Genomic DNA, 27,000 nt, shown 5'->3' on the forward strand with positions numbered 1-27,000 from the left:
TCCTTCAACCGTCACGCTCTTGATGAACGCTCCCGTACTCGCAAGCTGTTTGAACAACATCAGCCTTGTGGCCATGGTCGCGATGGTAGGCAAGGAGTAGTGAATGTAGCTCGGCAAAAGTAATGGCAAGGCCGTGCGAGACCACTAGGAGCCCTTTGGGTGTTCCAAACATGCCGCTTCGCCGAATCTTCGCGCCAATTTTCTTATGTAGGCGGCCGATCGTGTTCGGATCGAGTGTCAACACAATCATTTTTTGTTTGTGATACTCGATCGGATTGAGGCCGACGATCGCGGGCCAGGGGATCATGCTCGGAGCCAGTCGAGCATCGCTAAACCCCTGAGGGGACAACATGATAACGCTGCGTCGCATCGGAACGTAGAGGACGAGTACACCCAGGAATGCAGCGGGCCAAGCTATCGAGCCGAGATAGCGGGCGAACAACAAGCGACCAGAACCTGCTTCTACACCCAGTTCAGTACAGTTGTTAGGGAAGCCGCCGACAGTGCTGCGGCGGCGGCGAGGATTCCTATCAATTGGGGCCAGGATTTTTTGACTTCGACGGTGCGGGAGGTGTCAATCATATTGGCCGTTCCGCCTGGGCGATTTAGAATCCGATGCCGGCAATCCAAATCGTCCGTTGTCCCAACTGGTTGCCACCTGATGTGCCAGCCTAGCAGACTCGTTGCGCTGACGCTTTCTCGACAAATCCATCCAGCACGCGCTTCTGCCCGGCCTTGTCGAAGTCGATCGTCAGCTTGTTGCCTTCGATCGCTGAAATGTTGCCGTTGCCGAACTTCATGTGGAAGACGCGGTCGCCGACGGTGAAGCGCGAGGGCTCGGTGCTGGTGGATTTCGCCACCAGTTCGCCATCGATGGTGCGGCTGCGCGGGCCGCTTTCGCCGTAGCCGATGCGCTCGACGGCGTGGCCGGAGCGCGAGCCCCAGTTGTCGCGCGTCGCATCCGAGCGGTTCTGCTGGGCGCGCTTCCAGCCGGGGGTGGAGTAGTTGTTCTGGAAGGGATCGGCCTTGTCGAAGCGCGACTGGCCATAGCCGCCGCGGCCGTACCCGCCATAGGACTGCTCGGTCTCGGCCACCTCCACATGGGTATTCGGCAACTCGTCGAGGAAGCGCGAGGGCAGGGTGGACTGCCACAGCCCGTGGATGCGGCGGTTGGAGACGAACCAGATGTGGCAGCGGTGCTTTGCCCGGGTGATGCCGACATAGGCAAGACGGCGTTCTTCCTCGAGGCCGGAGCGGCCGCCCTCGTCAAGCGCGCGCTGGTGCGGAAACAGGCCGTCCTCCCAGCCGGGCAGGAACACGGTGTCGAACTCCAGCCCCTTGGCCGAATGCAGCGTCATGATCGAGACGGCATCGAGGTTTTCGTTCTGCTCGGCGTCCATCACCAGCGCGACGTGTTCGAGGAAGCCGCGCAGGCTCTCGAAGGCTTCCATCGAGCGGATCAGTTCCTTGAGGTTTTCGAGCCGGCCCGGCGCTTCGGCCGATTTGTCGTTCTGCCACATAGCCGTGTAGCCGCTCTCGTCGAGGATCTGCTCGGCAAGTTCGGTGTGCGGCGTGGTTTCGAGCAGGCTCTGCCAGCGGCGGAAATCGGCGACGACATCGAACAGCCCCTTGCGGGCCTTGGCCTTCAGTTCGTCGGTCTCGATGATGTCAGTCGCAGCCGCAAGCATCGGCACGTCGCGGGCGCGGGCATAGTCGTGCAGGGTGCGAATGGTGGTGTCGCCAAGGCCGCGCTTCGGCGTGTTGACGATGCGCTCGAAGGCAAGGTCGTCGGCCGGCTGGCAGACGAGCCGGAAATAGGCCATGGCGTCGCGGATCTCGAGCCGCTCGTAAAAGCGCGGGCCGCCGATGACGCGGTAGTTCAGGCCGAGCGTGACGAAGCGGTCTTCGAATTCGCGCATCTGGAACGAGGCGCGCACCAGGATCGCCATGTCGTTGAGCTTGTGGCTCTTGCGCTGCAGTTGTTCGATTTCCTCGCCGACGGCGCGGGCTTCCTCTTCGGAGTCCCAGGCGGCGTGCACCTGCACCTTCTCGTCATCCGGGTCGGTGCGTTCGGTAAACAGCGTCTTGCCGAGGCGCCCCTCGTTGTGGGCGATCAGATGCGCGGCGGCGCCGAGAATATGCTCGGTCGAGCGGTAGTTGCGCTCGAGCTTGATGACCTTGGCGCCGGGGAAATCCTTTTCGAAGCGCAGGATGTTGTCCACTTCCGCGCCGCGCCAGCCATAGATCGACTGGTCGTCGTCGCCGACGCAGCAAACGTTCTGCGGCACGCCCTTGGCGCGCTGCGCCAGAAGCCGCAGCCACATGTACTGCGCGGTGTTGGTGTCCTGATACTCGTCGACGAGGATGTAGCGGAACTTGTCGTGGTATTCCTTCAGCACATCCGGATTGCTGCGGAACATGCGGATCGGGTGCAGCAGCAGATCGCCGAAGTCGCAGGCGTTCAGCGTGCGCAGCCGGTTCTGGTAGGCGGCGTAGAGCTCGCGGCCCTTGCCGTTGGCAAAGGCGCGGGCATCGCCCTCGGGGATCTGCGCCGGGTCGAGGCCCTTGTTCTTCCAGCCGTCGATCATGCCGGCGAACTGCTTGGCCGGCCAGCGCTTGTCGTCGAGGCCCTCGGCCTGGATGATCTGCTTGATCAATCTGACGACGTCGTCGGTGTCGAGAATGGTGAAGTCGGAGCGCAGGCCCACCAGCTCGGCGTGGCGGCGCAACAGCTTGACGCCGATCGAGTGGAAGGTGCCGAGCCAGGGCATGCCCTCGACCGCATGGCCGACGAGCACGCCGACGCGCTCCTTCATCTCGCGCGCCGCCTTGTTGGTGAAGGTCACCGCAAGGATCTGCGAGGGGAAGGCGCGGCCGGTGGAAAGAATATGGGCGATGCGGGTGGTGAGAACCCGGGTCTTGCCGGTGCCGGCGCCGGCGAGAACCAGCACCGGGCCATCCAGAGATTCGACCGCTTCGGCCTGTTCCGGATTGAGGCCGGAGAGATAATCCGGGCGCTGCTGGCGGTCGCGGGCAGCCATGGCGCGCGCGGCGATGCCGCCCGTTGCTGGCGGCTGCTTGCGCGGGGCCGGCTCTTCGTCGAAGAAGGGAATGTCGTCGAAACCACTCATCATGCGGCTCAATGTAGTGATTCGGAGGCGAAAGGCCAGAAAGGATGTTCTTCTTTTATTCCGTTTTCTGCGCCACCCGCACCAAGCCTGTGGAAAGACAGGCGATTTCGAAGCCGCTTATTCTCGCGCTCACCGCCGTCAGGCCGTCCTGTCGAAGGCAGCGTCCACCGGCACCTGCAAGGCGGTCGCCAGCTGGTTGGTTCTGGCGGCAAGTGAGATCACGCGCAAGAGATCGGCATGTTCGGCGTCGCTCATGCCCTTGGCTCTCGCGGCAGCCGTATGCGAATGGGCGCAGTAGCCGCAGCCATTGCTGACGGAAACGGCGATGTAGAGCATTTCCTTGACCAGCGGATCGAGCGCGGAGGGCGTTGCCATCACCGCCTTGACGTCGCGCCAGGTCTGCTCCAGCAGGTCGGCATCGAAGGCGAGCCACAGCCACATATTGTTGATGAAATCCGATTTGCGGGTGGCGCGAATGTCGTCGAACACGGCTTTTACGCGCGCGTCGGATTCCGGATCGGCAGGCGGGGCGATGGTGCTCATGACGTCTCCTGGTCATAGGGTCAATCGGGGGGCGTCCGGCGGCGGACGCCGCCGGATCGGCAGGTTGGTATCCCTCTTTGCTTGTACGCATTTCCTCACGGAAAACCGCTTCGCATTTTTCCTGGGTATGCTCTAGACGAGCGCAAACACGCGCGCCGGACCGCCGGTGCCGCCGCGGTGTTTGGGCGCGCCAAGCACGAGGGTCGCGCCCTTGACGGGCACCTTGTCGAGGTTGGCGGCCGCCTCCAGTCCCCAGCGGCCTTCCGGCAGCCAGGCATAGTGGGTGGCGAAATCAGGCGAGGGGCCATGGTCGAGCGAAAGCGTGTCGACGGCGATGCCGGCCGCCTTGGTCTCGTCGAGCAGGTATTTCGCCGCCTCGGCGTGGAAACCGGGGAAGTGCATCTTGCCGTTTGCATCGGCATTGCGGAACTTGTCAGTGCCAAGGTGCGCTCCCCAACCGGAAAGCATGGCGACGCAGGCGTTTTCCGGAATGTCGCCATTGGCGGCGACCCAGGCCTTGATGTCGTCGGGTGTTATTTGCGCATCGGCATCGGCGGACGCCTTCTCGCGGATGTCGACGACGCAGAGTGGCACGACGAGCTTTTCAACCGGCAGCTCGGCGACCGACAGACCATCGGCGGAGAAATGCAGCGGCGCGTCGACATGGGTGCCGGTGTGTTCGTTCACCCGGAGCTCGAACAGGTTGAACTTGTCCTTGGCGTAGCTGAACTTTTGCTCGCGGAAGAACTGCTGCTGGCCGAAGAAGGTCGGGAACTCCTCGTAGAGTTCGTGGGTGAGGTCGGTGACGCCGGTGTGTCCCTGGGCGAGCGCCGGCGGGGCGATACCGGCGCTCGCGGCGGCGATGCCCGCTGTGCCGACGGCTGCTGCCTTGAAGAAGCTGCGGCGGGACAACATTTTCTGCTTTACGGATTCCATGACGCACGCATCGCACATGTCTTTGCTTCCCTCTCAAGAACCGGTCGAAACCTGATGGCAATGGCTGCCAGCGGTTGCAGGATACCTCAGAGGAAATCGCTGTAAACGGTCTTTGTCCCGTGCGTTTTGATGGAATGACACGGCGATCGCGATTGCCGGCGCACGATGGCGCTGATGTCATCATGCCGCCAACAAATACGCTTTTATTACAATTGCGTAATGATGGCATTCCGCCGTTGCCCACAAAGGTGCGAACAACGATACTCTGGGCAAATCGGAATTCCGCCGGCGCGTGCCGCGCAGGAGCGCGTTTTGCATATTTGGAGACATGAATGCGGGTTTGGAAACAGCTGGCGGTGAGCGCCGTTGTGCTTTTGGTGGGTGCCGGCGTCTGGGTGCGGTTCGTGCCCGGAGCAGGCGAAACGCTGGCCGCGATCGGTGTCTCGCATCCGCTGATCGATGCCATCTCCAAGCAGAGCGGTGCCGCTGGGGGCGAGGGCGGCCAAGGCAGCGGCGGACGCAGGCAGGGCGGCAACGACGCCATCCTCGTCATGGTTCGCCCTTCGGCAACGTCTGTCGTCAATGACCGGCTGAACGCGATCGGCAACGGCGAGGCGATCCACTCCGTCACCGTGACGCCGACGGCCACCGGCAACCTCACCGAAATTCTCGTGCGCTCCGGCGAAAAGGTGGCGCAGGGGCAGGTGATCGCCAAGCTCGATAGCGACGACCAGAAGATTGCTGCCGACCAGGCGCGGCTGACGCGCGACAGTGCCCGCGAAAAACTGGAGCGCTATCGCAACCTCAGCACAGCGCGCGCGGTGACCGCCGTCGACGTGCGCGACGCCGAAATCGCCATGCAGGCCGCGGAGCTTGCGCTCAAGACCGCCGAGCTCGACCTCAAGCGCCGCGATATCGTTGCGCCGTCGCAGGGCGTTGTCGGCATCATCACCGTCAATGTCGGCGACTACGTCACCACGACGACGCCGATCGCCGTGGTCGACGACCGCTCGGAAATCCTCGTCGACTTCTGGGTGCCGGAGCGTTTTGCGAGCAAGATCGTCGTCGGCCAGCCGGTGACAGCGCACGCCATTGCCCAGCCGGGCAGCCAACTCGACGGCGTCATTCACGCCATCGACAACCGCCTGGACCAGGCAAGCCGGACGCTGCGCGTGCGGGCGCGGCTGGAAAATCCTGACGACACGTTGCGGGCGGGCATGTCCTTCTCGGTGACCATGGCATTCGATGGCGACACCTATCCGACCGTCGATCCGCTCGCGATCCAGTGGAGCTCCGAAGGCTCCTATGTCTGGCGTGTCAGCGCCGACAAGAGCGAGCGGGTTCCGGTCAAGATCATCCAGCGCAACCCCGACAAGGTGCTGGTTGATGCGGCCTTGAGCGAAGGCGACGAAGTCGTCACCGAAGGTGTGCAGCGGCTGCGCGACGGCGGCGACGTGCGCATTGCCGGGCGCGAGCGCCGCGATGCCGCGCAGAAGGTCGCGGAGGACGGGAAGTGAGCGGCGCGAAGGAACCCGGCCACCAGACCGCGCGCGAGGCCGGCAAGACCGGCTTCACCGCGCTTTTCATCCGCCGGCCGATCTTCGCCCTGGTCGTCAACACGCTGATCGTCGTCGCCGGCCTTGCGGCCTGGAACGGCATCGAGATCCGCGAACTGCCGCAGGTCGACCAGCCGGTCGTCTCCGTGACGACGACGCTCGACGGTGCAGCACCCGAGACCATGGACCGCGAGGTGACATCGGTCGTCGAAGGTGCGGTCTCGCGCGTGCAGGGCATCCGCGACATCTCCTCGACCTCGTCCTTCGGCCGCAGCCGCGTGACGCTGCAATTCTCCGACACCACCGACATCGGCCAGGCGGCCAACGATATCCGCGACGCGCTGGGGCGCGTTCGCAACCAGCTGCCCGACCAGGCGGACGAGCCGAGCATCGTCAAGGCGGACGCCGACAGCCAACCGATCATGCGCCTGGCGCTGACCTCCGATACCATGTCGATGGAAGACATGACGCTGCTCGTCGAAAACGAGATCAGCGACCGGCTGGCCGCCGTCGAGGGCGTCGCCGACGTTGCCGTCTATGGCGACCAGGAAAAAATCTTTCGCATCGACCTCGACCAAGCCAAGCTTGCCGGGCGCGGCGTGACGGTGGCAGACCTCAGGACGGCCCTTGCCAACGCCTCCTATGACGTGCCGGCCGGCAAGCTGACGAGCGCCAGCCAGGACATTTCGGTGCGCGCCACCGCCGACCTGCAGACGCCGGAGCAATTCGAAAACCTCATCCTCGTCAACAATGTGCGGCTGCGCGACATCGGCACGGTGACGCTCGGACCCGATTCAGGCACCACGGCGCTGCGCTCCAACGGCCGCCAGGGCATCGGCCTCGGCATCATCCGCCAGGCGCAATCCAATACCGTCGATATTTCCGAGGGCGTGCGCAAGGTCGTCGAGACGATCCAGACGCAGATTCTTCCCGAGGGCACGCAGCTCAGGATCACCAGCGACGACGCCGTCTTCATCAACGGCGCCATCCACGAGGTCGAGATTGCGCTGGGCGTGGCGATCTTCATCGTCACGCTCGTCATCTACATGTTCCTGCTCGACTGGCGCGCAACGCTGATCCCGACCATCACCATGCCGATCGCGCTGATCGGGACGGTGGCGGCGATCTACATGGCCGGCTTCTCGATCAACATCCTGACGCTGCTGGCGATCGTGCTCGCCACGGGGCTCGTGGTCGATGATGCGATCGTGGTTCTGGAAAACATCGTGCGACGGCGGGCCGAAGGGCTGGGCCCAAGGGCCGCGGCCGTGCACGGCACGCTCGAAGTGTTCTTCGCGGTGCTGGCGACGACCGCGACGCTTGCGGCCGTGTTCGTGCCGCTGTCCTTCCTGCCGGGCCAGACAGGCGGGCTCTTCCGCGAGTTCGGCTTCGTGCTCGCCTTCTCGATCCTGCTTTCGTCCTTCGTGTCGCTGACGCTCTGCCCCATGCTGGCATCGCGCATGCTGACAAAGGAGGCCCACAACGAGAAGCCGGGGCCGATGCGCCGGTTCGGGGCACGGGCTTCGGAATTCTACCGGGTCACGTTGCGCGGTTGCCTCAATGCGCCGCTGATCGTCTTCGTCGTTGCCGCCTTCTTCACCGCCATGGGCGGCATCGGCTTCATGACGCTGAAATCGGAACTGACACCGAGCGAGGACCGCTCGCAGGTGATGATGCGCATCAACGCGCCGCAGGGCGTGTCGCTGGAATATGCGCAGGCGCAGATGCGCCGGATCGAGGACGGGCTGCAGCCGCTGGTCAAATCCGGCGAGATCGACAACATCTTCTCGATCTCCGGCCAGGGTGGTTCGGCCAATAGCGGCTTCATGGTGCTGACGCTTGCCCCCTGGGACAAGCGCGACCGCAGCCAGCAGCAGATCGTCTCCGACATCAACAAGGTGACGGCGCGCATCCCCTCGGTGCGGGTGTTTGCGATGCAGCCCAACAGCCTCGGCATTCGCGGCGCCGGCAGCGGCCTGCAGGTGGCGCTTGTTGGTAACGACTACACCAAGCTCGGCGATGCCGCGGCAAAGCTGGTGCGCCAGATGGAAGACACCGGGCGCTTCGAGAATGTGCGGCTGAACTATGAGGCCAACCAGGCGCAGCTTTCGATCACCATCGACCGCGAGCGGGCATCCGACATGGGCGTCGATATCGGCGGCCTTGCCTGGGCGCTGCAGGCGATGCTCGACGGCAACAGCGTCGTCGATGTCTATGTCGACGGCGAATCCTACCCGGTCAAGCTCCTGTCCTCGACCAATCCGGTCAACGACCCGACCGACCTGCAGAACATCTTTCTGAAAGCCGGCGACGGCAAGATCGTGCCGATGTCGACGATCGCCAGCGTCGAGGAAACCGCCGTGGCGCCGCAGCTCTCGCGCGAATCGCAGCTTCGCGCCGTGTCGCTGTCGGCCGGGCTCAAGTCCGACCTGGCGCTCGGTGAGGCGCTGACCATGGTCGAGCAGATGGCCGAGCCGCTGCTGCCGCCGGGCTCGCGCATCATGCCGCTGGCCGAGGCTGCCACCCTCAACGAGAACGCCAACGGCCTCGTCATCACCTTCGGCTTTGCCCTCGTCATCATCTTCCTGGTGCTGGCGGCGCAGTTCGAAAGCTTCATCAGCGGCTTCATCATCATGGCGACGGTGCCGCTCGGGCTTGCCTGCGCGATCTTTGCGATGATCATGACCGGCAACACGCTTAACATCTACAGCCAGATCGGCCTGGTCATGCTTGTCGGCATCATGGCGAAGAACGGCATCCTGATCGTCGAATTCGCCAACCAGCTGCGTGATCGCGGCCAGGATGTGCGCACGGCGATCGAGAACGCCGCCAACATTCGCCTCAGGCCGGTGATGATGACGATGATCGCCACCATCGTCGGCGCGGTGCCGCTGGTGCTGGCAAGCGGTGCCGGTGCCGAGGCGCGCATTGCGCTCGGCTGGGTGCTGGTCGGCGGGCTCGGCCTTGCCGTGGTCGTGACGCTCTATCTCACGCCGGTCGCCTATCTCGTCATTGCTGGGCTCACGAAGCCGCATGCGGACGAGGAGCGCAAGCTGCACGAGGAAATGGAAGCGGCGGCCGCGCTCGAAACGAAATAGCGGCGGGCTCTCAGCGTCGGCAGCGAAGATGTCAACGCTGACCGCCTGTCGCGCTGCTCCCTGGCTCTAAAAAGCGCTAACCCTGAAGTTCAAGCCAGGCGGCGATCAGAAAGACCACCGCTGCGATCGCGCCCAGCGCACTCCTGCCGGCGTGGAGCCTCGCCCAGCGGCGGAGAAGCGCGCGGGTTTCCTCGCTCGCCTCATCCGGCCGCGTTGCCTCGAGGCGTCGGTTGATCGGCATGATGACGAGGATCGTGTAGGGCCAGTTCAGAATGATGATTGCTGCCCCTAGGCCCCAAAGTGCATTGTCACTCTGCCACCATGCGGCAGCGCCGAGCAGGCCCGAGATGATTGCGAGCGAGGCTTGCATCTCGAAACCTCGCCGGTAGGCCGGCACCCATTGGGCGAGGGCCGCGCGATCATCGAGGTGAAGCCTTGCCGGGTGTTCGGCGACGTTGATGTAGACGGCGGCGCCGAAGAATACCGCTGCGGTAAACAAAGCGAGCAGACCGAGCATTTGACCTTCTCCTCTCTCCCTTCAGTATATACCGTCAGGGGCTGCACAACGATAGGTGTCGTCGTTGGGCGCAGAGCTGCCGGCTCAAGGGCAGATCCGGGAGGGAATTCTGATCGACGTTATCCGTCGCAATGCGAAAGCTTTGTGACACTCAGGTCTCACCAGCGGCGTTTTCACGCGATAGTCTGCCGGAGACTGCGTGAACGTCTGGACAAAGTGATTCCGATTTGCACAGTAGCGCCTTGAAATGAAAGCGCTTCCCCTATGTCGGAATGGGGCAGCGCGAATGGCATGAAGAAGGGACGTTTTCCGTGGCATTGAAGGCGATCAGAGCTGGCTCGAGAAACGAAACCGGGATCGAAACCGCAAAGGGGCAGCTTGCTGCCCGATTCGGCGATCGGTTCCAGACGGGCGAAGCGATCCGTGCCCAGCATGCCCACACCACCACCTACATCCCGGCGCAGCTTCCCGATGGCGTCGTCTTCCCCGAGAGTGCCGACGAGGTGCGCGAGATCGTTGCGATCGCCGCCGCAAATGCCGTGCCGCTCATTCCCTTTGGCACCGGATCCTCGCTCGAGGGCCACGTCAACGCGCCGAACGGTGGCATTTCCGTCGACATGATGCGGATGAACCGGGTGCTCGAGGTCAACGCGGAAGACTTGGATTGCCGGGTCGAGCCCGGCATCACCCGCGAGGAGCTGAACACCTATCTGCGCGACACCGGCCTGTTCTTCCCGATCGATCCCGGCGCCAACGCCTCGATCGGCGGCATGGCCTCGACGCGGGCGTCCGGCACCAACGCGGTGCGCTACGGCACGATGAAGGACAATGTGCTGGCGCTGACGGTGGTGACATCAGACGGGCGCGAGGTGCGCACCGCGCATCGGGCACGCAAGTCGTCTGCCGGCTATGACCTGACCCGGCTCTTCGTCGGGGCCGAGGGCACGCTCGGCATCATCACCTCGATCACGCTCCGGCTGCAGGGCATTCCCGAGGTCATCTCCGGCGGCGTCTGCCCGTTCCCGACGATTGCCGATGCCTGCAACGCGGTGATCCTGACGATCCAGTCCGGCATCCCGGTCGCCCGCATCGAGCTGTTGGACGCTTTGCAGATGAAGGCGTGCAACGGCTACTCCGGCCTTTCCTATGAGGAAACGCCGACGCTTTTTGTCGAATTCCATGGGAACAGCGAGAGCGTCGAGATGCAATCGCGGCACTTTGCCGAAATTGCGTCGGAATTCGGCTCTAGCGGCTTCATCTGGACGACCAACCCGGAAGAGCGGGCGCGGCTGTGGAAGGCGCGGCACAACGCCTACTGGGCCCAGAAGAGCCTGATCCCCGGGGCTGCAATTCTCTCCACCGATGTCTGTGTGCCGATCTCGCGGCTGGCCGATTGCGTTGCGGCGACCCATGACGACATCGCCCAGCACGGTCTGACGGCACCGATCGTCGGCCACGCGGGCGACGGCAACTTCCACGTCGGCCTGCTGTTTGACGACAAGGACGCCGCCGACGTGGCGCGGGCCGAGGCCTTCGTCGAGCGGCTGAATGCGCGGGCGCTGTCGATGGACGGGACCTGCACCGGCGAACACGGCATCGGTCAGGGCAAGATGCCGTTCCTCGAAGCCGAACTCGGCGACGCGCTGGATCTGATGCGGCAGGTCAAGCGTTCTCTCGACCCGCAGAATATCTTCAACCCCGGCAAGATCTTCGCCTGACGCGAGACGACGGGCGAGGGGACACGCGGCCGCGCGGCCACTACCCCTTTGGGGCAAAGGCGGGCGCGCCCGCGCAATTGTAATGGACGGAAACGTCCCTTTGGCGTTCATATGGACGCAGACGGCGTCGACAGGCGCCCCGAGAACTTGATGGGAATGTAGGCACGGTGCTTTCGCGAATTCTGGTTGCCATCGGCGGTCTTGTGGTTGTTGCGCTCTTTGCGGCGCTGATCGCCCCGTGGTTCATCGACTGGACGGGTTTCCGCAAGGAATTCGAGCGCGAGGCTAGCCGCATCATGGGCAAACCCGTCGTCGTGCACGGCCGCGTCGACGCACGCCTGATCCCGTTCCCGACCGTGACGCTCAACGACGTGCGTGTCGGCGGCAGCGATGCGCGCGAACCGCTGATCCAGGTCGAACAATTCTCGATGAGCGCGGAGCTTGCGCCGTTCCTGAGTGGCGAAGCGCTAATCTTCGACATGCGCCTCGACCGGCCCAAGGCCAAGGTCCGGCTGCTTTCCGACGGTACGCTCGACTGGGCGCGTGGTACGCGCACGGCGATCCCCGCCAAGACGGTGGTGCTTGAAAACGTAGAGATCACCCAGGGCGAGATCGAATTCATCGACGAGCAGACCGGCCGCACCCGGCGCGTGACCGACCTTGCCGCCGATCTTTCGGCCCGGTCGCTGGCCGGCCCCTGGAAGGTCGAAGGTCGTGCGGCATTGGACGGCGAGGCCGGCAGTTTTGCCTTTGCCAGTAACAAGGTGGACGAGGCGGGCGCGCTCAGCCTCAAGGCGCGGGTGACGCCGGACAAGCGTCCATTCGGCGTCGAGCTCGATGGCGCGCTGAAGATCGTCGACTTCAAGCCGCTTTACGGCGGCCGCTTCACGCTGACCGAAAACCGCCCGCAGGGCGAGGCCAAAGAAGTCGACGACCATGCGCCGCTGCGCATCAACGGCGATTTCCAGCTGACCAATGAGAGCATCCGTGTGCCGGAGTATCGCTTCGAGGTCGGTCCTTCGGATGATCCTTACGTGGTGACCGGCGAGGCGACGCTCGACACCGGCAAGGAGCAGAAGTTCCTGCTAATTGCCGACGGCCAGCAGATCGACGTCAGCCGCATCGGCAATTCCGGCAGCAACGGCAAGACCGGGCGCGACCCGGCGATCTCCATGCGCCAGCGGCTGGAAGCGATGCTGGCGATCGCTGCCGACATTCCCATTCCGCAGGTGCCGGGCAGGGCCAGTTTGAAGCTGCCGGCGATCGTCATCGGCGATACGACGGTGCGCGACGTGCGCATCGACGTACAGCCTGATGGCGCCGGATGGGTAATCGACAATGTCGTGGCGCTTCTGCCCGGTCGCACCCAGCTCGAGGCCAAGGGACGGCTCAACCTCAAGGGTCAGCGCTCCTTCCGCGGCGACCTGCTGCTCGCGTCCAACCAGCCGTCGGGGCTGGCGAGCTGGCTGGCCGGCTCTGTCGACCCGGCCATCCGCAAGCTGAAGACCGCGGGTTTTTCGGCAACCGTCAACCTGACCGACACGCTGCAGCAGTTCGAAAACCTTGAAGTCGCGGCCGGCGATGCCAGCCTCAAGGGGCGGCTCGAGCGCCAGTCCTTCGCCGAGCAGCAGCCGAACCTTTCGCTGCAGCTGAACGGCAACCGCATCGATCTCGAAGCCTTGCAGGCGCTGGCTGGCCTCGTCGCCGGCGATGCCTCGACCTCGACATTGATGCAGCACGCGATCGCTGCCGACCTTTCGGCCGACGAGTTCTCCGCCTTCGGCGAAGATGCCCGCGACGTTCAGGCGGTGGTGACGCTCAAGAACGGCCAGCTACAGGCCGAGCGCGTGGCGATCGGCTCGCTTGCCGGCGCGCAGCTTGCCTTTTCCGGCCGCGCCAGCGGCGATCTCGCAAAGCCCGTCATTTCGGCCAAGATGAAGCTCGCGGCCAACGATCTGACGCCGTTCCTGGAAATGATCGGCCGGCACGCCGTCGATCATCCGGCCCTTCGTCGGCTGACCAAGGCTGGCCCGTACTACACGGACGCCGCCTTCGACGTGACGCTGACCGCCGGCAACAAGGAAGGCAACGCGCCCGCGACCTTCGGCATCTTCGGCACGGCCAACGGCACCAAGATCGCCGCCAGCTATCAGGCGCCCGACATGGCCCAGGCGCTTGCCGGCAAGGGCATGCTGCTCGAAGCGACGCTCGAAAACCCGCAGACGCTGTTGCTGCTCGGCCAGGCCGGGTTCGATCCGCTGCCATTCGATGCGGACGCCAACGGCATCCTCTCGGTCAAGCTGCAGAGCACCGATGGCTCCAACGCCAATGGCACGGTGACCTTTACCACTGAGAAGACGGCGCTTGCCGCCAAGGGCAGCTTCGATCTTTCGCGCGACCATTTCCTCGAGGGCCAGGCCAAGCTGACGCTGCAGACGGAAGACCTCGAACCTTATCTGCTGCAGCAGGGCATCGCCCTGCCACAGACGGGCAGTGGCCTGCCGATCTCTGTTTCGGCCGACGTGGCGACGACACCGGAGGCGATCGCCCTTACAACGGTCGAAGGCAAGGCGGATAACAACGGCTTTGCAGGCGCGCTGACGATCGACCGCAAGGTGCCGGGCAAGGCGGAGGGCCAGATCAACCTTGCAACGCTCGATCTCGCCTGGCTCGCCGAGGGCATCCTCGGCCAGGTTCAGGACATGTCGACCGGCGCGCTGTCGAAAACGCCGGTCGCCCAGGCGGCCTGGACCGGCCTCAACGTGGCCCTGGATGTGCAGGCGGCCAATTTCTGGCCGGGCTTCTACGGCGCCGTTGGAAATTTTGTCGGCAAGATGGAATGGAAGGGCGACGAGATCGCCTTCACCGACGCGACCGGCGACTGGCTCGGCGGCAAACTTGAGGGCCGGGTGCAGATCGGCAATGCCAACGGTTCCGGCTTCCTGCGCTCGCGTCTCGACGTCAAGGGCGGCGATCTGGCGCAGGCGGGCTGGATGCGGGCAGGCGCGCCGGTTGCCACCGGCACCTTCGACCTGTCCGTGGCGCTGGAGGCATCGGGCGCGAACGCGCAAGCCATGGCGCATTCGGCAAGCGGCTCGGGCACTGCGACCTTCAACGGCGTGACACTCAACGGCATCAACAGCGCCGCCCTGCCGCAGTTGATGGCGACTGCCGATGCGCTGAAGATGGAGATTTCAGCTGACGCGATCCGCCAGGCGGCGGAGGCGACGGTGTTTTCGGGCCAGTCGGTCGTCGGTGTGGTCAAGGTGCCCTTCAGCATCGCCGGCGGCGTGCTGCGGGCACAGAACGTGACGGCCGCCGACGGCAACGCAGCTTTTGCCGGCGAGGCGTCGCTCGACCTTGCGGCAGAACGCATCGATGCCGGCATCGACATGACTTTCCGTCCGGGTGACGAGGCGCTTGCTGGCGCTGAGCCGCGCGTGCGGCTCGGCTTCGCGGGACTGCTGGCATCGCCAGGCGTCAGCCTCGATGTTGCCGATCTCTCGAATTTCCTCTCGCTTCGGGCCTTCGAGCGCGAGCGCCGGCGCGTCGAGACGCTGCAGGCCAACGTGCTTGAGAAGCAGCGGCTGCGCCGCGAGGTGCAGCTCTACAAGGCAAAGGCGCAGCAGCGTGAAGTCGAGCGCCTGCGGGCGATCGCCGAAGAACGGCGCCGCGCCGCTGCGGCAGTCGAGGCGGAGCGGGTGAAGGCGGATCTCGCCGCCCGCGCCGAGGCGGCCCGCAAGGCGGCGGAAGAGGCTGCTCAGGCCGAACGCGAACGCCAGCAGCAACAGCAGCTGGGCGCGCCAGCGCAGGCGCAGCCGAATACAGGTACCGTCGAAGGCCCGCAGAAACCGGGCGGCCAGGGGCTGAATTTCGACGTCTTGCCCGACATTACCGTGCAATAGTCTTGCCGGCATCGCGGTTGCGCGCCGCATAGGCGTTGGCCTACTGCATGGTTCCTTAAATCCTATTCGATTTAAGGATAACAACAGGCAGCAATTCAAAGTGCTACAGCGACCTTTGCCCGTCTAATAAGACGCGCAAAGGTCGCTGTAGCTGTGCGTGCCGTCGGGCGTGCAGCTGTGCGGTTTGTCGCCCGCGTGCTCACACCGGACGATCACGCTTGGATCGTTTCCAGTTTAAGCGGAGTCGCAAAAATGCTCTGTCTCTTTGTTCTTACGCATTTCCTGACGGAAAACCGCCTCGCACTTTTCCTGGAAATGCTTGGGTCTCCAGCTCGCATTGGAGCATAGAATCTTTCGGCCAGGATTGCGAAGCGTCGCCGCGTCCCGGTTCAGAAGTGGATGGCAACGCCGAGGATCGGTCCGTGTTGCACGGCGTCGAACTTGAAGCCGTCGTCGCTGTAGTCGACGCCGAGTGCGCGGTAGCCGGCGACGACTGAGATCGTATCCGTGAACTTGTAGCCGAGACCGAGCGCTGCATCCCAGTCGAGATCCGCGCCGCCCGCACCGACCAGCCCCCAGCCGGTCATATAGAACTCGGGCGTGAAGTAATAGGCGCCGCGCAAGCCCGCGACCGCATCGACCCATGTCGCACTGTCTTCGCGTTTCCTACCGTTGAGCAGGCCGCCTGAGAACGAAAGCGTCGAATCAACCGACCAGACTTTCAGGCCGCCGACGAAATCCAGGTTGGACGATTGATCTTCGTAGATCGCATAACCGACGCCAAGCAATCCGGCAAAGGTCTTCGATTTCACATCGACGCTATTGGCAAGAATGCCGTTCGGCGTGTGGCCGTCGGCGGAAAGGTCGGTATAGATCACGTCGCCGAAGATGCTGTAGGGCCCGTTGCGGGCTTCGCCCGTCGCCATGAAAGCGAAATCGAGATGGTCCCAGATATCTCCGAAGCTTGAATCGATGTGCACCTCAGGGAGACCGAACTGGGCGGTGTCGCCCGTCAGGCCCGCCATCCAGAAGTAGGGTGCAACGGTGAACTTCCAGCCGCTCTCCGTCTCCTGCTGTTGGGCTGTGGGTGCAAGAAGGGGTGCGATATCGGCGGCGCTGGCGATGGCGGCCGATGACAAAGTCAAACACGTGGCCAGACCGATACGAGCATAGAGCTTCATGGGTTCCTCCCTCTCCTGTCCAGCCAGCGACTCTCGTGCGCTGGCAACTGTATGATTGTTTGAAATTAGTGCAGTCTAAACAAGCCCATTCGCGTTTATTGCCGGATCAAGCGTTACCGAAATGCCCGAGCTGTGGCGCCAAGCACACAGAAACCGGTGGGATGGGCCACAGTTGCAATCTCAAGTCTATGTTTCTGTCGGCGTGTGCTTCAAATTTTCCCGGATTGGTGTGTTCAGGGACGGGTGCTGAGGCATGCATCTGGTTTGTGAAGGCAATCCCGCTCCTGCGCCGAATGCCTGCTTTTGCGCGCTGAAATGGGGAGACCCCTAAAATCCTAATGGATTGATTGAGCAGGAGTTAGCATCCTGCCTTCACAGTGAGGCCTGCAACGGGGGGTGGCATGAAGTCGCTGGAGCAGGGCCTTGATCGCCGCGCGATCATCTGGATCATGAACTGGACGTTTTCAGGCACTGCCGGCTGCACGGCCGTTGCCCTTCTCATCACTTATTACTACATCGTCCCGTTCGGCGGCGAGCTGATGGCGACCTCAATGCGCCTTGCGCTGTTCATTCCGCTGCTGCTGGCCATCCCGCTTTTCGCCTTCATCGGCATCAAGCTCCAACAGTTGGCACTTGCCAACGATCTTCTGACGCTGGCCAGTCGCTATGACGGCCTGACGGGCTGTCTCAACCGTGCCGCCTTCACATCGGATGTCACCGCATTCTTTGCCGATCAGGACCTCGAGCCGTTTCCGCCGACGTCGGCGCTGATGGTGCTGGACGCCGACCACTTCAAACGCATCAACGATTGCCACGGCCATCTGGCCGGCGATCAGGCATTGGTGGCGATAGCAACCGAGATGCGCCAGGCAGTGGACGGTAGCGGCCTGACGGGGCGCCTCGGCGGAGAGGAATTCGGCGTTTTCGTTCCCTATGCCCGTCCCGAAACGATAGGGGCGATGGCGGAGCGAATTCGGTTGGCGGTGGCCGAGCGCGGGCAGGCGATCGCGCCGGGCGCAGAGCCAGTCACTGTCAGCGTCGGTGTGGCGCTGTTCAGCTATCCCGCCCACTATGAGGATGTCTTCAAGATCGCCGACGACCAGCTCTATCTCGCCAAGAATACCGGGCGCAACCGGGTTTGCCTGGTCGAGTATTTGCGTCGGCCGGGCGGCATCAGGGCGATGGCAAACCAGCTGCGCGAGGGGCTAGCAGGCGTCTTCACCGAGACATTCGGAAGCGGCCGCGATGAGCCAGGCGAAGAGCCGTCAAGTGTCGCTGGCCGCTGACAGCTCTATATTCGCCTTGATCCAGTCGAGAACGTAGACGCGGAGCGCCGAAGACAGGTTGCTGTCGGCGCCACGCGCATCGTCGATCTCGACGATCAGTTGGGCGATCGGCATGGCGCGGGCGGCCGCGATCGTCTTCAGCTCCAACCAGAACGGATCTTCCAGCGAGAAGCTGGTGCGGTGGCCGTGCAAGGTGGCGGAGTGTTTTCGGATCATCGCCGGAGCTCGCAAATTGATTCAAGTCGTTGGCGGTTTGATTCGGGACGTTGCTGCAAGTCATTGAAGCGGAATCGCTTTTTTGCAGGTCGTGCGCCGGGTTCGACGTTCTAAAGCGCGTCGCGATCTCTACAGCGCCGCGCGTCTTATTAGACGCGCAAAGGTCGCTGTAACGCTTTAAACGTTCCGCAGCCGTTCGTGCGCGCGGCGCTTCAGTCCTCGGCCTCGTCAGGTCGATCGCCGGAAGGTTCGCGGCGCCCCTGGTCGAGGGCCTTTGCCGCCTTCGCATTCAAGGCGTCGGTCAGCGATTTCTCGGCCTTGGTGCGGCCGAACGAGATGCGGTTCTGTTCGGCCTGCTTTTCTTTTTCGGCGCGGGCATTGCGCTTGCGGAACTGGCGTAGATTGACGACGTCACCACTCATGCCGCGTCCTTTCGCTTGCCTCAGTTCTTCTTGCGGAAGGAGTCGAGCGAAACCACCGAGCCGCCGCCGTTCTTGGCGTCGCCCGATTTTTCCGGGTCCTTGGGCGGCACTTCGCCATCGGTTTCAGGAACGGGATAGGCGGTGATCTCCGCCGATTCGGCCTCTTCCTCTTCGGCCGTCGCCACGTCGAATTCGAGTTCGAAATTGACCGAGGGGTCGTAGAAGCCGCGAATGGCATTGAACGGAATGACCAGCCGCTCCGGCGTATCGGAGAAGGACAGGCCGATTTCGAAGCCGGCCTCGGAAACCTTGAGTTCCCAGAACTGGTGCTGCACGACGATGGTCATCTGCTCGGGATACTTGGATTTCAGGTGCTGCGAGATGCGAACACCCGGCGCGCCGGTCAGGAAGGTGATGAAGAAATGGTGCTCGCCGGGCAGGTGGCCGGTGGCCGCAACCTCGGTCAGCACCTTGCGGATGACGCCGCGAAGCGCGTCCTGCGCCAGAATGTCGTAGCGAATGTGGTCCTGGCCCATGAGATTCCCGTCTTTCTCGAACTCAATTCTACTGTCGGCTTTCCATTGCCCGTCTCGATATGACGAGTCAATTATTCAAGCATCTATAGACCATTTCGAAGCGGGGGAGAAGGTGAAGGCTTCTGTTGCCAGGTGCCTTCGGACCCCGCCTTACGGTGCTACCCGGAAGGACTTGATTTGAAGTGTCGCACCGCCGTTAGGCAGCGAGACGTGCTTCAGCATAGTTGTCGTTTGCAACTATAAGTTTAGCCCGATAACGGTGGTACAATGCCGAGCAAAAAGTCGATCTTTACGCCCTTGTCGATCCTATTTCGCCCCCATCAAAAGCCGGTCATCGAAATCTCGACCGGTTTTTGGTGGAGGCGCCGGGTACCGCCCCCGGGTCCAATGGGTTTATTTCACCGCCCGTTTATTGCCATAGCCGCCCGAAGACGGCATCTGTCATATAGGTCTTTCCGGCGCTGAAGAAAAGGGGAAAGCACGGATATATCGCAGCTTTTCCAAAACCCCTGACATGCCAAACGCCTTGACATGAATGGCAGCCGTGAAAAACTCCGGCTGCTGCACGCGGCCTGCAAGGGCGCTGCGGTTTATCGAGCAAGATCAATCTGGAGGCATCATGACTGACTATCTCGCAGATGTGCAGAAGTATGACAGCGGCGCCGACGAAGCTGTTGTGAACAAGATCGTGCGCCATCTCGGCATTGCACTGCGCAACAAGGATTCCTCGCTCGTGTCGGCCACGGACCCCAAGGAACTCGATCGCGTTAGGGAAAAATGGTGCGAGAAGAAGCTCGGCGTCGTGGGTGCGGAAGCGGATGCGGCCATTTCGGCGACGACGAAGGCGATGTCGGCAGATCGATCCAAGTCACGCGTGACCTTCTATTATCTGGTGGCCAAGAACCTCGGTAAGCTGCAAACGCTGTAGATCACGTTCATTGTGAAGGCGGGATGCAGGCGGAAAACCGCGCGCACTTTCCTTGATCCCGCTTTGAGCGCGGCTGAATATGCGGGATAAACACCCCCGGGACATTGGTTTGCCGCCGGCTTCACCCTAAATTTGGGACAACACGAATCGGCGGCGCCAGACCATGCAGCAATATCTCGACTTCCTCGACCATGTGATGACAAGCGGAACCGACCGGGGTGACCGGACGGGAACGGGGACGCGCTCGGTCTTCGGCTACCAGATGCGTTTCGATCTTTCGCAAGGCTTCCCGGTGCTGACCACCAAGAAGCTGCACCTGCGCTCGATCATCCACGAACTGCTGTGGTTCCTGAAGGGCGAGACCAATATCGCCTATCTCAAGGAAAACGGCGTCAGCATTTGGGACGAATGGGCGGACGAAAACGGCGATCTCGGGCCCGTCTACGGCTACCAGTGGCGCTCCTGGCCGGCGCCGGACGGGCGGCATATCGACCAGATCGCCGGTCTTGTCGAAAGCCTGAAGACCAATCCGAACTCGCGCCGTCATATCGTTTCCGCCTGGAACCCGGCGCTGGTCGACGAGATGGCCCTGCCGCCGTGCCATTGCCTGTTCCAGTTCTATGTCGCCGACGGCAAGCTTTCCTGCCAGCTCTATCAGCGTTCGGCCGACATCTTCCTCGGCGTGCCGTTCAACATCGCCTCCTACGCGCTTCTGACGATGATGGTGGCGCAGGTGACCGGGCTGAAGCCGGGCGATTTCGTCCATACCTTCGGCGACGCGCATATCTACCACAACCATTTCGACCAGGCACGGCTGCAGCTTGCCCGCACGCCGAAGACGCTGCCGACCATGCAGATCAAGCCAGACGTCAAGGATCTGTTTTCGTTCCGTTTTGAAGACTTTACCCTGGTCGGCTACGAAGCTGATTCAACCATCAAGGCGCCGATCGCCGTCTGAGGCGTCGTCGCCTCGGGGGTGCGGGCAGGCGGTCGATACGGGCATTCGCGTAACGGCGGCAGACCGGGAGGGTTTGCCGTTTCTTACGGAGTTCAGATGTTACAGCGGCCTTTGCGCATCATGTTCGGCGAGGCGCTGTCGGGAGGTTTCGATGCTGACGCTCGTCCACGCACCCTTGTCGCGCTCGTCGCGTATCGTCTGGCTGCTCGAGGAGATCGGCGCGGAATACGAGATCCGCTATGTCTCGATCCGCCGCTGGGATGGCACCGGCGCACCCGACGACAACAATCCGCATCCGCACAAGCAGGTGCCGGCGCTCTTGCACAAGGGTGCGCTGATCTGGGAATCGGCGGCCGTGGTACAATATCTCACCGACCTTCACCCCGAATGCAGTCTCGGCCGGGCGCCCGGCCATCCCGAGCGCGGCGCCTATCTCTCCTGGCTTGCCTATTATGCCGGCGTGATCGAGCCGACGGCGCTGGCCCACATCACCGGCGCGACGATCAACAATCCGGCGCAGGCGCGGCTCTACAGCGAAATGTGCGCCCATGTGATCGACGTGCTCAACCGACAGACCTATCTGCTCGGCGCGACGATGAGCGCCGCCGACCTGCTTTTGGCCAGCGCACTGCAATGGATGCGCAAGATCCTGCCCGAGAGTGAAGTCGTCGACCGCTATATCCGGGTGGTCACGGACCGGGCAGCCTATGTCAGGGCAAGTGAAATCGACAGCAAACCGAATGGGTTCCATGACTGATACCAGCACCAACGAGCCGAAAATCTCCATCGTCGTCGCGGTTGCCGCCAACGGCGTCATCGGCCGCGACGGCGATCTGCCGTGGCGGCTTTCCACCGATCTCAAGCGCTTCAAGGCGCTGACGATCGGCAAGCCCGTGATCATGGGGCGCAAGACCTGGGCCTCGATCGGACGTCCGCTGCCCGGCCGAGCGAACATCGTCATCAGCCGCAGCGCAGATTTTACTGCTGAGGGCGCGACCGTCGCGCATTCGCTGGAGGAGGCGCTGGGCGCAGCGCGGCGCGAAGCGTCGGCATCAGGGGCAGACGAGATCTGCGTTATTGGCGGCGGCGAGATCTACCGGCAATCGATCGGCGTCGCCGATATCCTGCACATCACAGAGGTTCAGGCGGAAGTCGAAGGCGATACTCGCTTTCCGGATATCGACCCTGACGTTTTCGACAAGGTGTTCGAAGAGGACCTGCCGCAGGGCGAGAAAGACAGCCATGCCATGCATTTCGTGACGTGGCGGCGCCGGGCCACGCGCTAATGCATGCCTCCTAAAATCGGCATCGATCTAAGGAGAAAGTTATGCAGCGAGTTTGAAGCGCTGTCCTTGGCGCGTCATGTTTGGCGCGCCGCGCGTAATGGGCCATTCGTCAACTATTTTGAACCATTTACGGTGAACTCTGGCGTATCGCGTTGAAAGCGGTGCATGTCATACCTATAACGGGTTCACATCGTGGACGTCCGTGCATTCGCGCGGCAGTTCAGCGTGAGCAGTATTCAAAAGAGAGGTTTTGATGCCCTGGAGCAATCAGAATGGCGGCGGCGGCCCTTGGGGCGGCGGCGGCGGCGGAGGCAATCAGGGGCCATGGGGCCAGGGGCCGAACCGGCCGCGTGGCGGCGGCAAGGGCGGACCGCCGGATCTCGAAGAGATCATTCGCCGTGGCCAGGATCAGCTGAAGAACGTCGTTCCCGGCGGTTTCAACGGCGGCATCTTCGCCATCGTCGGCCTGCTGATCGTCGGCTTCATCCTGATCAACTCGATCTACACCGTCCAGCCGGATGAACGCGGCGTCGAAATGCGCTTCGGCAAGCCGAAGGACGAGATCTCGATGCCGGGCCTGCACTATCACTTCTGGCCGCTCGAAACCGTCGAGTTCGTCAAGATCACCGAGCAGCAGCAGAACATCGGCGGCCGCAACAGCGGTCAGTCCAATGCCGGCCTGATGCTCACCGGCGACCAGAACATCGTCAACGTTCAGTTCTCGGTGCTGTTCTCGGTCACGGATCCGAAGGCCTACCTCTTCAACGTCGAAAATCCGGCTGACACGCTGCAGCAGGTCGCCGAAAGCGCGATGCGCGAAGTGGTCGGCCGTCGTCCGGCCCAGGACATTTTCCGCGATAACCGTCAGGCGATCGCCGCCGACGTGAAGAGCACGATCCAGGCAACGATGGACAGCTACGGCGCCGGCGTTTCCGTCAACACCGTGGCGATCGAGGATGCGGCCCCGCCGCGCGAAGTCGCCGATGCGTTCGACGAAGTGCAGCGTGCCGAGCAGGACGAAGACCGCTTCGTCGAAGAAGCCAACCAGTACGCCAACCAGATCCTCGGCAAGGCCCGCGGTCAGGGCGCGCAGATCCGCGAAGAGGCAGCCGCCTACAAGGGCCGCGTCGTCAAGGAAGCGCAAGGTGAGGCCCAGCGCTTCATCTCTGTTTATGACGAATATTCAAAGGCGCCTGATGTAACCCGCAAGCGTCTCTATCTCGAAACGATGCAAGGCGTTCTCGGCAAGTCGAAGAAGGTCATCATCGACGAGAAGAACGGGCAGGGCGTCGTGCCCTATCTGCCGCTGAATGAAATCGGTCGGCCGGCACAGTCGGGAGGCGCACAGTGATCAACAATCGTACTTCAATCATCCTGATCCTGCTCGCCGTCGTCCTGGTCGGTCTCTATTCGTCGATCTTCGTGGTCAACGAACGCCAGCAGGCGATCGTCGTTCGCTTCGGTCAGATCCAGGACGTCAAGACCCAGCCGGGCCTCTACTTCAAGCTGCCCTTCGCCTTCATGGATGCCGATCGCGTGCAGTATGTCGAAGACCAGGCCCTGCGCTTCGATCTCGACAACATCCGCGTCCAGGTTTCGGGCGGCAAGTTCTATGAAGTCGACGCCTTCGTCATCTACAAGATCGCCGATCCCCGTCGCTTCCGCGAAACCGTTTCGGGCGACCGCGATTCTGCCGAGGCACGTCTGCGCACCCGTCTCGACGCATCGCTGCGTCGCGTCTACGGTCTGCGTGGCTTCGAGGCAGCGCTGTCCGACGAGCGTGCATCGATGATGCGCGAAGTTCGCGCCGACCTCAAAACCGATGCCGAATCGCTCGGCCTCAACATCGAGGACGTTCGCATCCGTCGCACAGACCTTACGCAGGAAGTCTCGCAGCAGACCTTCGACCGCATGAAGGCCGAGCGTCTGGCGGAAGCCGAACTGATCCGTGCCCGCGGTAACGAAGCCGGCCAGCGTCGCCGCGCCATCGCCGACCGTCAGGTCGTCGAGATCGTCGCCGACGCCCAGCGCGAATCGGAAATCCTGCGCGGTGAAGGCGAAGCCGAACGGACGAAGACCTTTGCCGACGCATTTGCGCGCGATCCGAAGTTCTTCGAATTCTACCGTTCGATGACCGCCTATACGGAGTCCATCGGTAGCTCGGACACGACGCTCGTGCTGTCGCCGCATTCGGAGTTCTTCCGTTATTTCAATGACTCGGAAGGCAAAGCACCGGCTGCGACAGAGACGCAACCGGCGACCGGGAACTAAGCGGACAATGTCCGACTTTCTGACCGGGATTGCTTTTTTCCTGATCATCGAGGGGCTGGTGTACGCACTGGCCCCTTTGGTTTTAGTGGAATTGGCGAAGCGTTTGCCGTATGTCCCGGAGCATCAGCTTCGACTGGCCGGGGTATTTTCCGTTGCCGCCGGTGTCGGACTTGTCTGGTTGCTTCGAGGATAATGCGAATGCCACATAAACTGCTGATCCGGCTGGTCGATGCCGAATATGCGATCACCCGTCTCAATGTCGGTTCCCAGATGCCGGAATGGCTGCCGGGGCCGGGTTTCTGGACCGTGTCCAGCTCGCGAGAGGAAATGACCCTCGTCTGTCGCGCCGCGCGCGTCCCTTCCAGCACCCAGAGTTCGCTCGGCTGGCGCTGCTTCCGTATCGAACAGCATTTCAGCGTCGACGTGCCCGGCGTGCTTTCTTCCGTGCTCAGGCCGCTGTCGGCCGCGGGCATCGGCGTCTTTGCCAATTCGACCTTCAGCACCGACTATATCTTCGTGCCGGGCTCCGATCTCGACAAAGCGGTGCAGGCGCTGAAAGAGCACGGGCACGAGATCACCATCTGATCTACTGCATAATTCCTTAAATCGGATTCGATTTAAGGAGAAATTATGCAGTGAGCCTAAAGTGCTACAGCGTCCTTAGCGCGTCATATTTGACGCGCGGCGCTGTAGGCTCCGTATCCGCACTTTCGAGCGGATCAGAAAATCGTGTCTGGACGCTTCTGAATTCCGCCGTATCTTCACTGGAAGATCGGGTGCAACGTGATCCCCGGATCGCGTCGCTGTCACCGGCTGCATAAGTCTTCCGATCGGGATCGATCGTGGGATAAATTATGCGGCAAATCAAAGTCGCTGCAGCGACCCTTGCTCTTTGTCGGGCGCATGGGGCTGCAGAGCATCGCATGACGCGGCTACCTTCAAGGGCGCCGCACCGCCGAGACAATGTGAGGAGCTCCGCGAATTGTCCACTCGATCGAAATCCTTCGGCGCTCTGGCGCTGGCCGCCACGCTGCTTCTGTCCAATGCGGCCATGGCGCAGACGGCCGCCGTTCGCCCGCCGAGCAATGGCCCCGCATCCGTCGCCGACCTTGCGGCCGGCCTGCTTGATGCGGTCGTGAACATTTCGACGTCCCAGCGCGTCAAGAACGACGACGATGCGCCGACGCCGCAGGTGCCGGAGGGCTCGCCCTATCAGGACTTCTTCGACGAGTTCTTCAAGGGGCAGGGCGACAAGGGCGGCAACCGCCAGCGCACCGTCAATTCGCTCGGCTCCGGCTTCGTCATCGATCCCGCCGGCGTCATCGTCACCAACAATCACGTGATCGAGGGTGCCGACGATATCGAAGTGATCTTCGCCAATGGCAGCAAGCTGAAGGCCAAGCTCGTCGGCAAGGATACCAAGACCGACCTCGCGGTGCTCAAGGTCGAGCCGAAGACGCCGCTGAAGGCAGTACCCTTCGGCGATTCCCGCAAGATGCGGATCGGCGATTGGGTCATGGCGATCGGCAACCCGTTCGGCTTTGGCGGCTCTGTCTCCGTCGGCATCATCTCGGCGCGCGGCCGGAACATCAATGCCGGCCCCTACGACAATTTCATCCAAACGGACGCCGCCATCAACCGCGGCAACTCGGGCGGCCCGCTGTTCAACATGCAGGGCGAGGTGATCGGCATCAACACGGCGATCATTTCGCCGACGGGCGGCTCGATCGGTATCGGCTTCTCGGTTCCGACCGAGCTTGCCGCCAATGTCGTGCTGCAGCTGAAGGATTTCGGCGAGACGCGGCGCGGCTGGCTTGGCGTGCGCATCCAGCCGGTGACGGACGATATCGCTGAAAGCCTGAAGATGGCCTCGCCGCGCGGCGCTCTGGTCTCGGGCATTATCGAGGGCGGGCCGATCGCCAAGGGCGAGATCAAGGCCGGCGACGTCATCATCAAGTTCGATGGCAAGGACGTCTCCGAGATGCGCGACCTGCCGCGGGCGGTCGCCGAAAGTGCCGTCGGCAAGGCCGTCGACGTGGTGATCATCCGCGACGGCAAGGAGCAGACGGTCAAGGTCACGCTCGGACGGCTCGAGGATGGCGAGGGCATCGCCAATGCCGCGGTAACCACCAATGAAGAAGGCGGCGAGGACAAGAAGACGGATCAGCCGCCGGCAGCCGAGCTGCCCGCCACCGACACGGTGCTCGGCATGAAGCTGACCACGCTCAATGCCGAAAGCCGCAAGAAGTTCGGCATTGCCGACGATGTCGAAGGCGTGGTGATCGCCGAGGTCCAGGCAGGCTCTGCCGCCGCCGAGCGGCGGGTGGAGCCGGGTGACGTTATCGTCGAGGTCGGCCAGGAAGCGATGGATACGCCTGACGACGTCTCCGAGCGCGTTGAAGAGCTGAAGTCCGACGGCCGGCGCAATGCGCTGCTGATGCTTTCCAACAAGACCGGCGAATTGCGCTTCGTCACCGTGCGCATGGAATAGGACGGCGTGGCGCGATGGCCT

Annotated in this window: 23 protein-coding genes and 1 other RNA gene; 14 read left to right on the forward strand and 10 right to left on the reverse strand. The window is 62.8% G+C overall.

What is annotated here, in order from left to right:
• Positions 1–4 precede the first annotated feature (4 nt).
• From ASD02_RS13555 to ASD02_RS13570, 4 genes are all read right to left on the reverse strand, one after another.
• Entirely contained in the window at positions 5–307 is a 303-nt protein-coding gene (locus tag ASD02_RS13555; protein ID WP_128090488.1) for a hypothetical protein, read from the reverse strand.
• A 364-nt stretch (positions 308–671) separates the two neighbouring features.
• Entirely contained in the window at positions 672–3,134 is a 2,463-nt protein-coding gene (locus ASD02_RS13560) for a UvrD-helicase domain-containing protein (protein WP_057220778.1), read from the reverse strand.
• Between the two features lie 135 nt (positions 3,135–3,269).
• Positions 3,270–3,674: a carboxymuconolactone decarboxylase family protein gene (locus ASD02_RS13565; protein WP_025427687.1), complete on the reverse strand. Its 405-nt coding sequence runs from the start codon at positions 3,672–3,674 to the stop codon at positions 3,270–3,272.
• Positions 3,675–3,806: 132 nt separating this feature from the next.
• On the reverse strand, positions 3,807–4,628 hold the full coding sequence (locus ASD02_RS13570; RefSeq protein WP_057211137.1) for a cyclase family protein: 822 nt from the start codon (positions 4,626–4,628) through the stop codon (positions 3,807–3,809).
• A gap of 314 nt (positions 4,629–4,942) precedes the next feature.
• On the opposite strand from ASD02_RS13570, the gene ASD02_RS13575 reads away from it, so the two are divergent.
• Positions 4,943–6,127 (forward strand): efflux RND transporter periplasmic adaptor subunit, encoded by a 1,185-nt coding sequence (locus tag ASD02_RS13575; RefSeq protein WP_057220779.1) that lies wholly within the window; start codon positions 4,943–4,945, stop codon positions 6,125–6,127.
• Positions 6,124–9,264, forward strand: a complete 3,141-nt coding sequence (locus tag ASD02_RS13580; RefSeq protein WP_025427684.1) for an efflux RND transporter permease subunit — start codon at positions 6,124–6,126, stop codon at positions 9,262–9,264. The genes ASD02_RS13575 and ASD02_RS13580 overlap by 4 nt, the downstream gene beginning before the upstream one ends.
• Positions 9,265–9,340: 76 nt before the next feature.
• On the opposite strand, the gene ASD02_RS13585 is transcribed toward ASD02_RS13580, so the two are convergent.
• On the reverse strand, positions 9,341–9,781 hold the full coding sequence (locus tag ASD02_RS13585) for a DUF1772 domain-containing protein (RefSeq protein ID WP_057220780.1): 441 nt from the start codon (positions 9,779–9,781) through the stop codon (positions 9,341–9,343).
• A gap of 311 nt (positions 9,782–10,092) precedes the next feature.
• On the opposite strand from ASD02_RS13585, the gene ASD02_RS13590 reads away from it, so the two are divergent.
• Together ASD02_RS13590 and ASD02_RS13595 are read left to right on the forward strand one after the other, a co-directional pair.
• On the forward strand, positions 10,093–11,499 hold the full coding sequence (locus ASD02_RS13590; RefSeq protein ID WP_025427683.1) for an FAD-linked oxidase C-terminal domain-containing protein: 1,407 nt from the start codon (positions 10,093–10,095) through the stop codon (positions 11,497–11,499).
• 167 nt (positions 11,500–11,666) lie between these two features.
• Positions 11,667–15,404 carry an AsmA-like C-terminal region-containing protein gene (locus ASD02_RS13595; RefSeq protein ID WP_025427682.1) on the forward strand — a complete coding sequence of 1,246 codons (3,738 nt, stop codon included), beginning with the start codon at positions 11,667–11,669 and terminating at the stop codon, positions 15,402–15,404.
• A gap of 389 nt (positions 15,405–15,793) precedes the next feature.
• Here ASD02_RS13595 and ASD02_RS13600 read toward each other — a convergent pair whose 3' ends face one another.
• The gene (locus ASD02_RS13600) at positions 15,794–16,585 is read right to left on the reverse strand and encodes a hypothetical protein (RefSeq protein ID WP_025427681.1); all 792 of its coding nucleotides are present in this window, start codon (positions 16,583–16,585) and stop codon (positions 15,794–15,796) included.
• A gap of 401 nt (positions 16,586–16,986) precedes the next feature.
• Between ASD02_RS13600 and ASD02_RS13605 the strand changes: the two genes are divergently transcribed.
• On the forward strand, positions 16,987–17,871 hold the full coding sequence (locus ASD02_RS13605) for a GGDEF domain-containing protein (protein ID WP_025427680.1): 885 nt from the start codon (positions 16,987–16,989) through the stop codon (positions 17,869–17,871).
• On the opposite strand, the gene ASD02_RS13610 is transcribed toward ASD02_RS13605, so the two are convergent.
• The 4 genes from ASD02_RS13610 to ssrA all read right to left on the reverse strand — a co-directional run bounded on the left by ASD02_RS13610 (position 17,851) and on the right by ssrA (position 19,520).
• Positions 17,851–18,087 carry a ribbon-helix-helix domain-containing protein gene (locus ASD02_RS13610; RefSeq protein WP_025427679.1) on the reverse strand — a complete coding sequence of 79 codons (237 nt, stop codon included), beginning with the start codon at positions 18,085–18,087 and terminating at the stop codon, positions 17,851–17,853. The genes ASD02_RS13605 and ASD02_RS13610 overlap by 21 nt on opposite strands.
• A gap of 212 nt (positions 18,088–18,299) precedes the next feature.
• Complete coding sequence (locus ASD02_RS13615; RefSeq protein ID WP_025427678.1) at positions 18,300–18,509, reverse strand: DUF4169 family protein; 210 nt, start codon at positions 18,507–18,509, stop codon at positions 18,300–18,302.
• Between the two features lie 20 nt (positions 18,510–18,529).
• The gene (locus ASD02_RS13620; protein ID WP_025427677.1) at positions 18,530–19,045 is read right to left on the reverse strand and encodes an SspB family protein; all 516 of its coding nucleotides are present in this window, start codon (positions 19,043–19,045) and stop codon (positions 18,530–18,532) included.
• Between the two features lie 111 nt (positions 19,046–19,156).
• Positions 19,157–19,520, reverse strand: a transfer-messenger RNA (tmRNA) gene (gene ssrA, locus ASD02_RS36530).
• A 144-nt stretch (positions 19,521–19,664) separates the two neighbouring features.
• Here ssrA and ASD02_RS13625 point away from each other — a divergent pair.
• The 9 genes from ASD02_RS13625 (at position 19,665) to ASD02_RS13665 (ending at position 26,979) form a co-directional block, all read left to right on the forward strand.
• Complete coding sequence (locus tag ASD02_RS13625) at positions 19,665–19,973, forward strand: DUF2853 family protein (protein ID WP_025427676.1); 309 nt, start codon at positions 19,665–19,667, stop codon at positions 19,971–19,973.
• 163 nt (positions 19,974–20,136) lie between these two features.
• Positions 20,137–20,931: a thymidylate synthase gene (locus tag ASD02_RS13630; RefSeq protein WP_025427675.1), complete on the forward strand. Its 795-nt coding sequence runs from the start codon at positions 20,137–20,139 to the stop codon at positions 20,929–20,931.
• Positions 20,932–21,082: 151 nt separating this feature from the next.
• The gene (locus tag ASD02_RS13635) at positions 21,083–21,688 is read left to right on the forward strand and encodes a glutathione S-transferase (protein ID WP_025427674.1); all 606 of its coding nucleotides are present in this window, start codon (positions 21,083–21,085) and stop codon (positions 21,686–21,688) included.
• On the forward strand, positions 21,681–22,217 hold the full coding sequence (locus ASD02_RS13640) for a dihydrofolate reductase (protein ID WP_025427673.1): 537 nt from the start codon (positions 21,681–21,683) through the stop codon (positions 22,215–22,217). The genes ASD02_RS13635 and ASD02_RS13640 overlap by 8 nt, the downstream gene beginning before the upstream one ends.
• A gap of 253 nt (positions 22,218–22,470) precedes the next feature.
• The gene (gene hflK, locus ASD02_RS13645; RefSeq protein ID WP_025427672.1) at positions 22,471–23,568 is read left to right on the forward strand and encodes an FtsH protease activity modulator HflK; all 1,098 of its coding nucleotides are present in this window, start codon (positions 22,471–22,473) and stop codon (positions 23,566–23,568) included.
• Positions 23,565–24,488 (forward strand): protease modulator HflC, encoded by a 924-nt coding sequence (locus ASD02_RS13650; protein ID WP_025427671.1) that lies wholly within the window; start codon positions 23,565–23,567, stop codon positions 24,486–24,488. Before hflK ends, ASD02_RS13650 begins: the two co-directional genes overlap by 4 nt.
• 7 nt (positions 24,489–24,495) lie before the next feature.
• Positions 24,496–24,681 carry a DUF2065 domain-containing protein gene (locus ASD02_RS13655; RefSeq protein WP_025427670.1) on the forward strand — a complete coding sequence of 62 codons (186 nt, stop codon included), beginning with the start codon at positions 24,496–24,498 and terminating at the stop codon, positions 24,679–24,681.
• 5 nt (positions 24,682–24,686) lie between these two features.
• Positions 24,687–25,073 (forward strand): ACT domain-containing protein, encoded by a 387-nt coding sequence (locus ASD02_RS13660; RefSeq protein ID WP_025427669.1) that lies wholly within the window; start codon positions 24,687–24,689, stop codon positions 25,071–25,073.
• A gap of 397 nt (positions 25,074–25,470) precedes the next feature.
• On the forward strand, positions 25,471–26,979 hold the full coding sequence (locus tag ASD02_RS13665) for a DegQ family serine endoprotease (RefSeq protein ID WP_057217699.1): 1,509 nt from the start codon (positions 25,471–25,473) through the stop codon (positions 26,977–26,979).
• Positions 26,980–27,000 lie beyond the last annotated feature (21 nt).

It is taken from the genome of Ensifer sp. Root1252, assembly GCF_001425885.1.
In the GTDB taxonomy this organism is placed as follows: Bacteria; Pseudomonadota; Alphaproteobacteria; order Rhizobiales; family Rhizobiaceae; genus Ensifer; species Ensifer canadensis.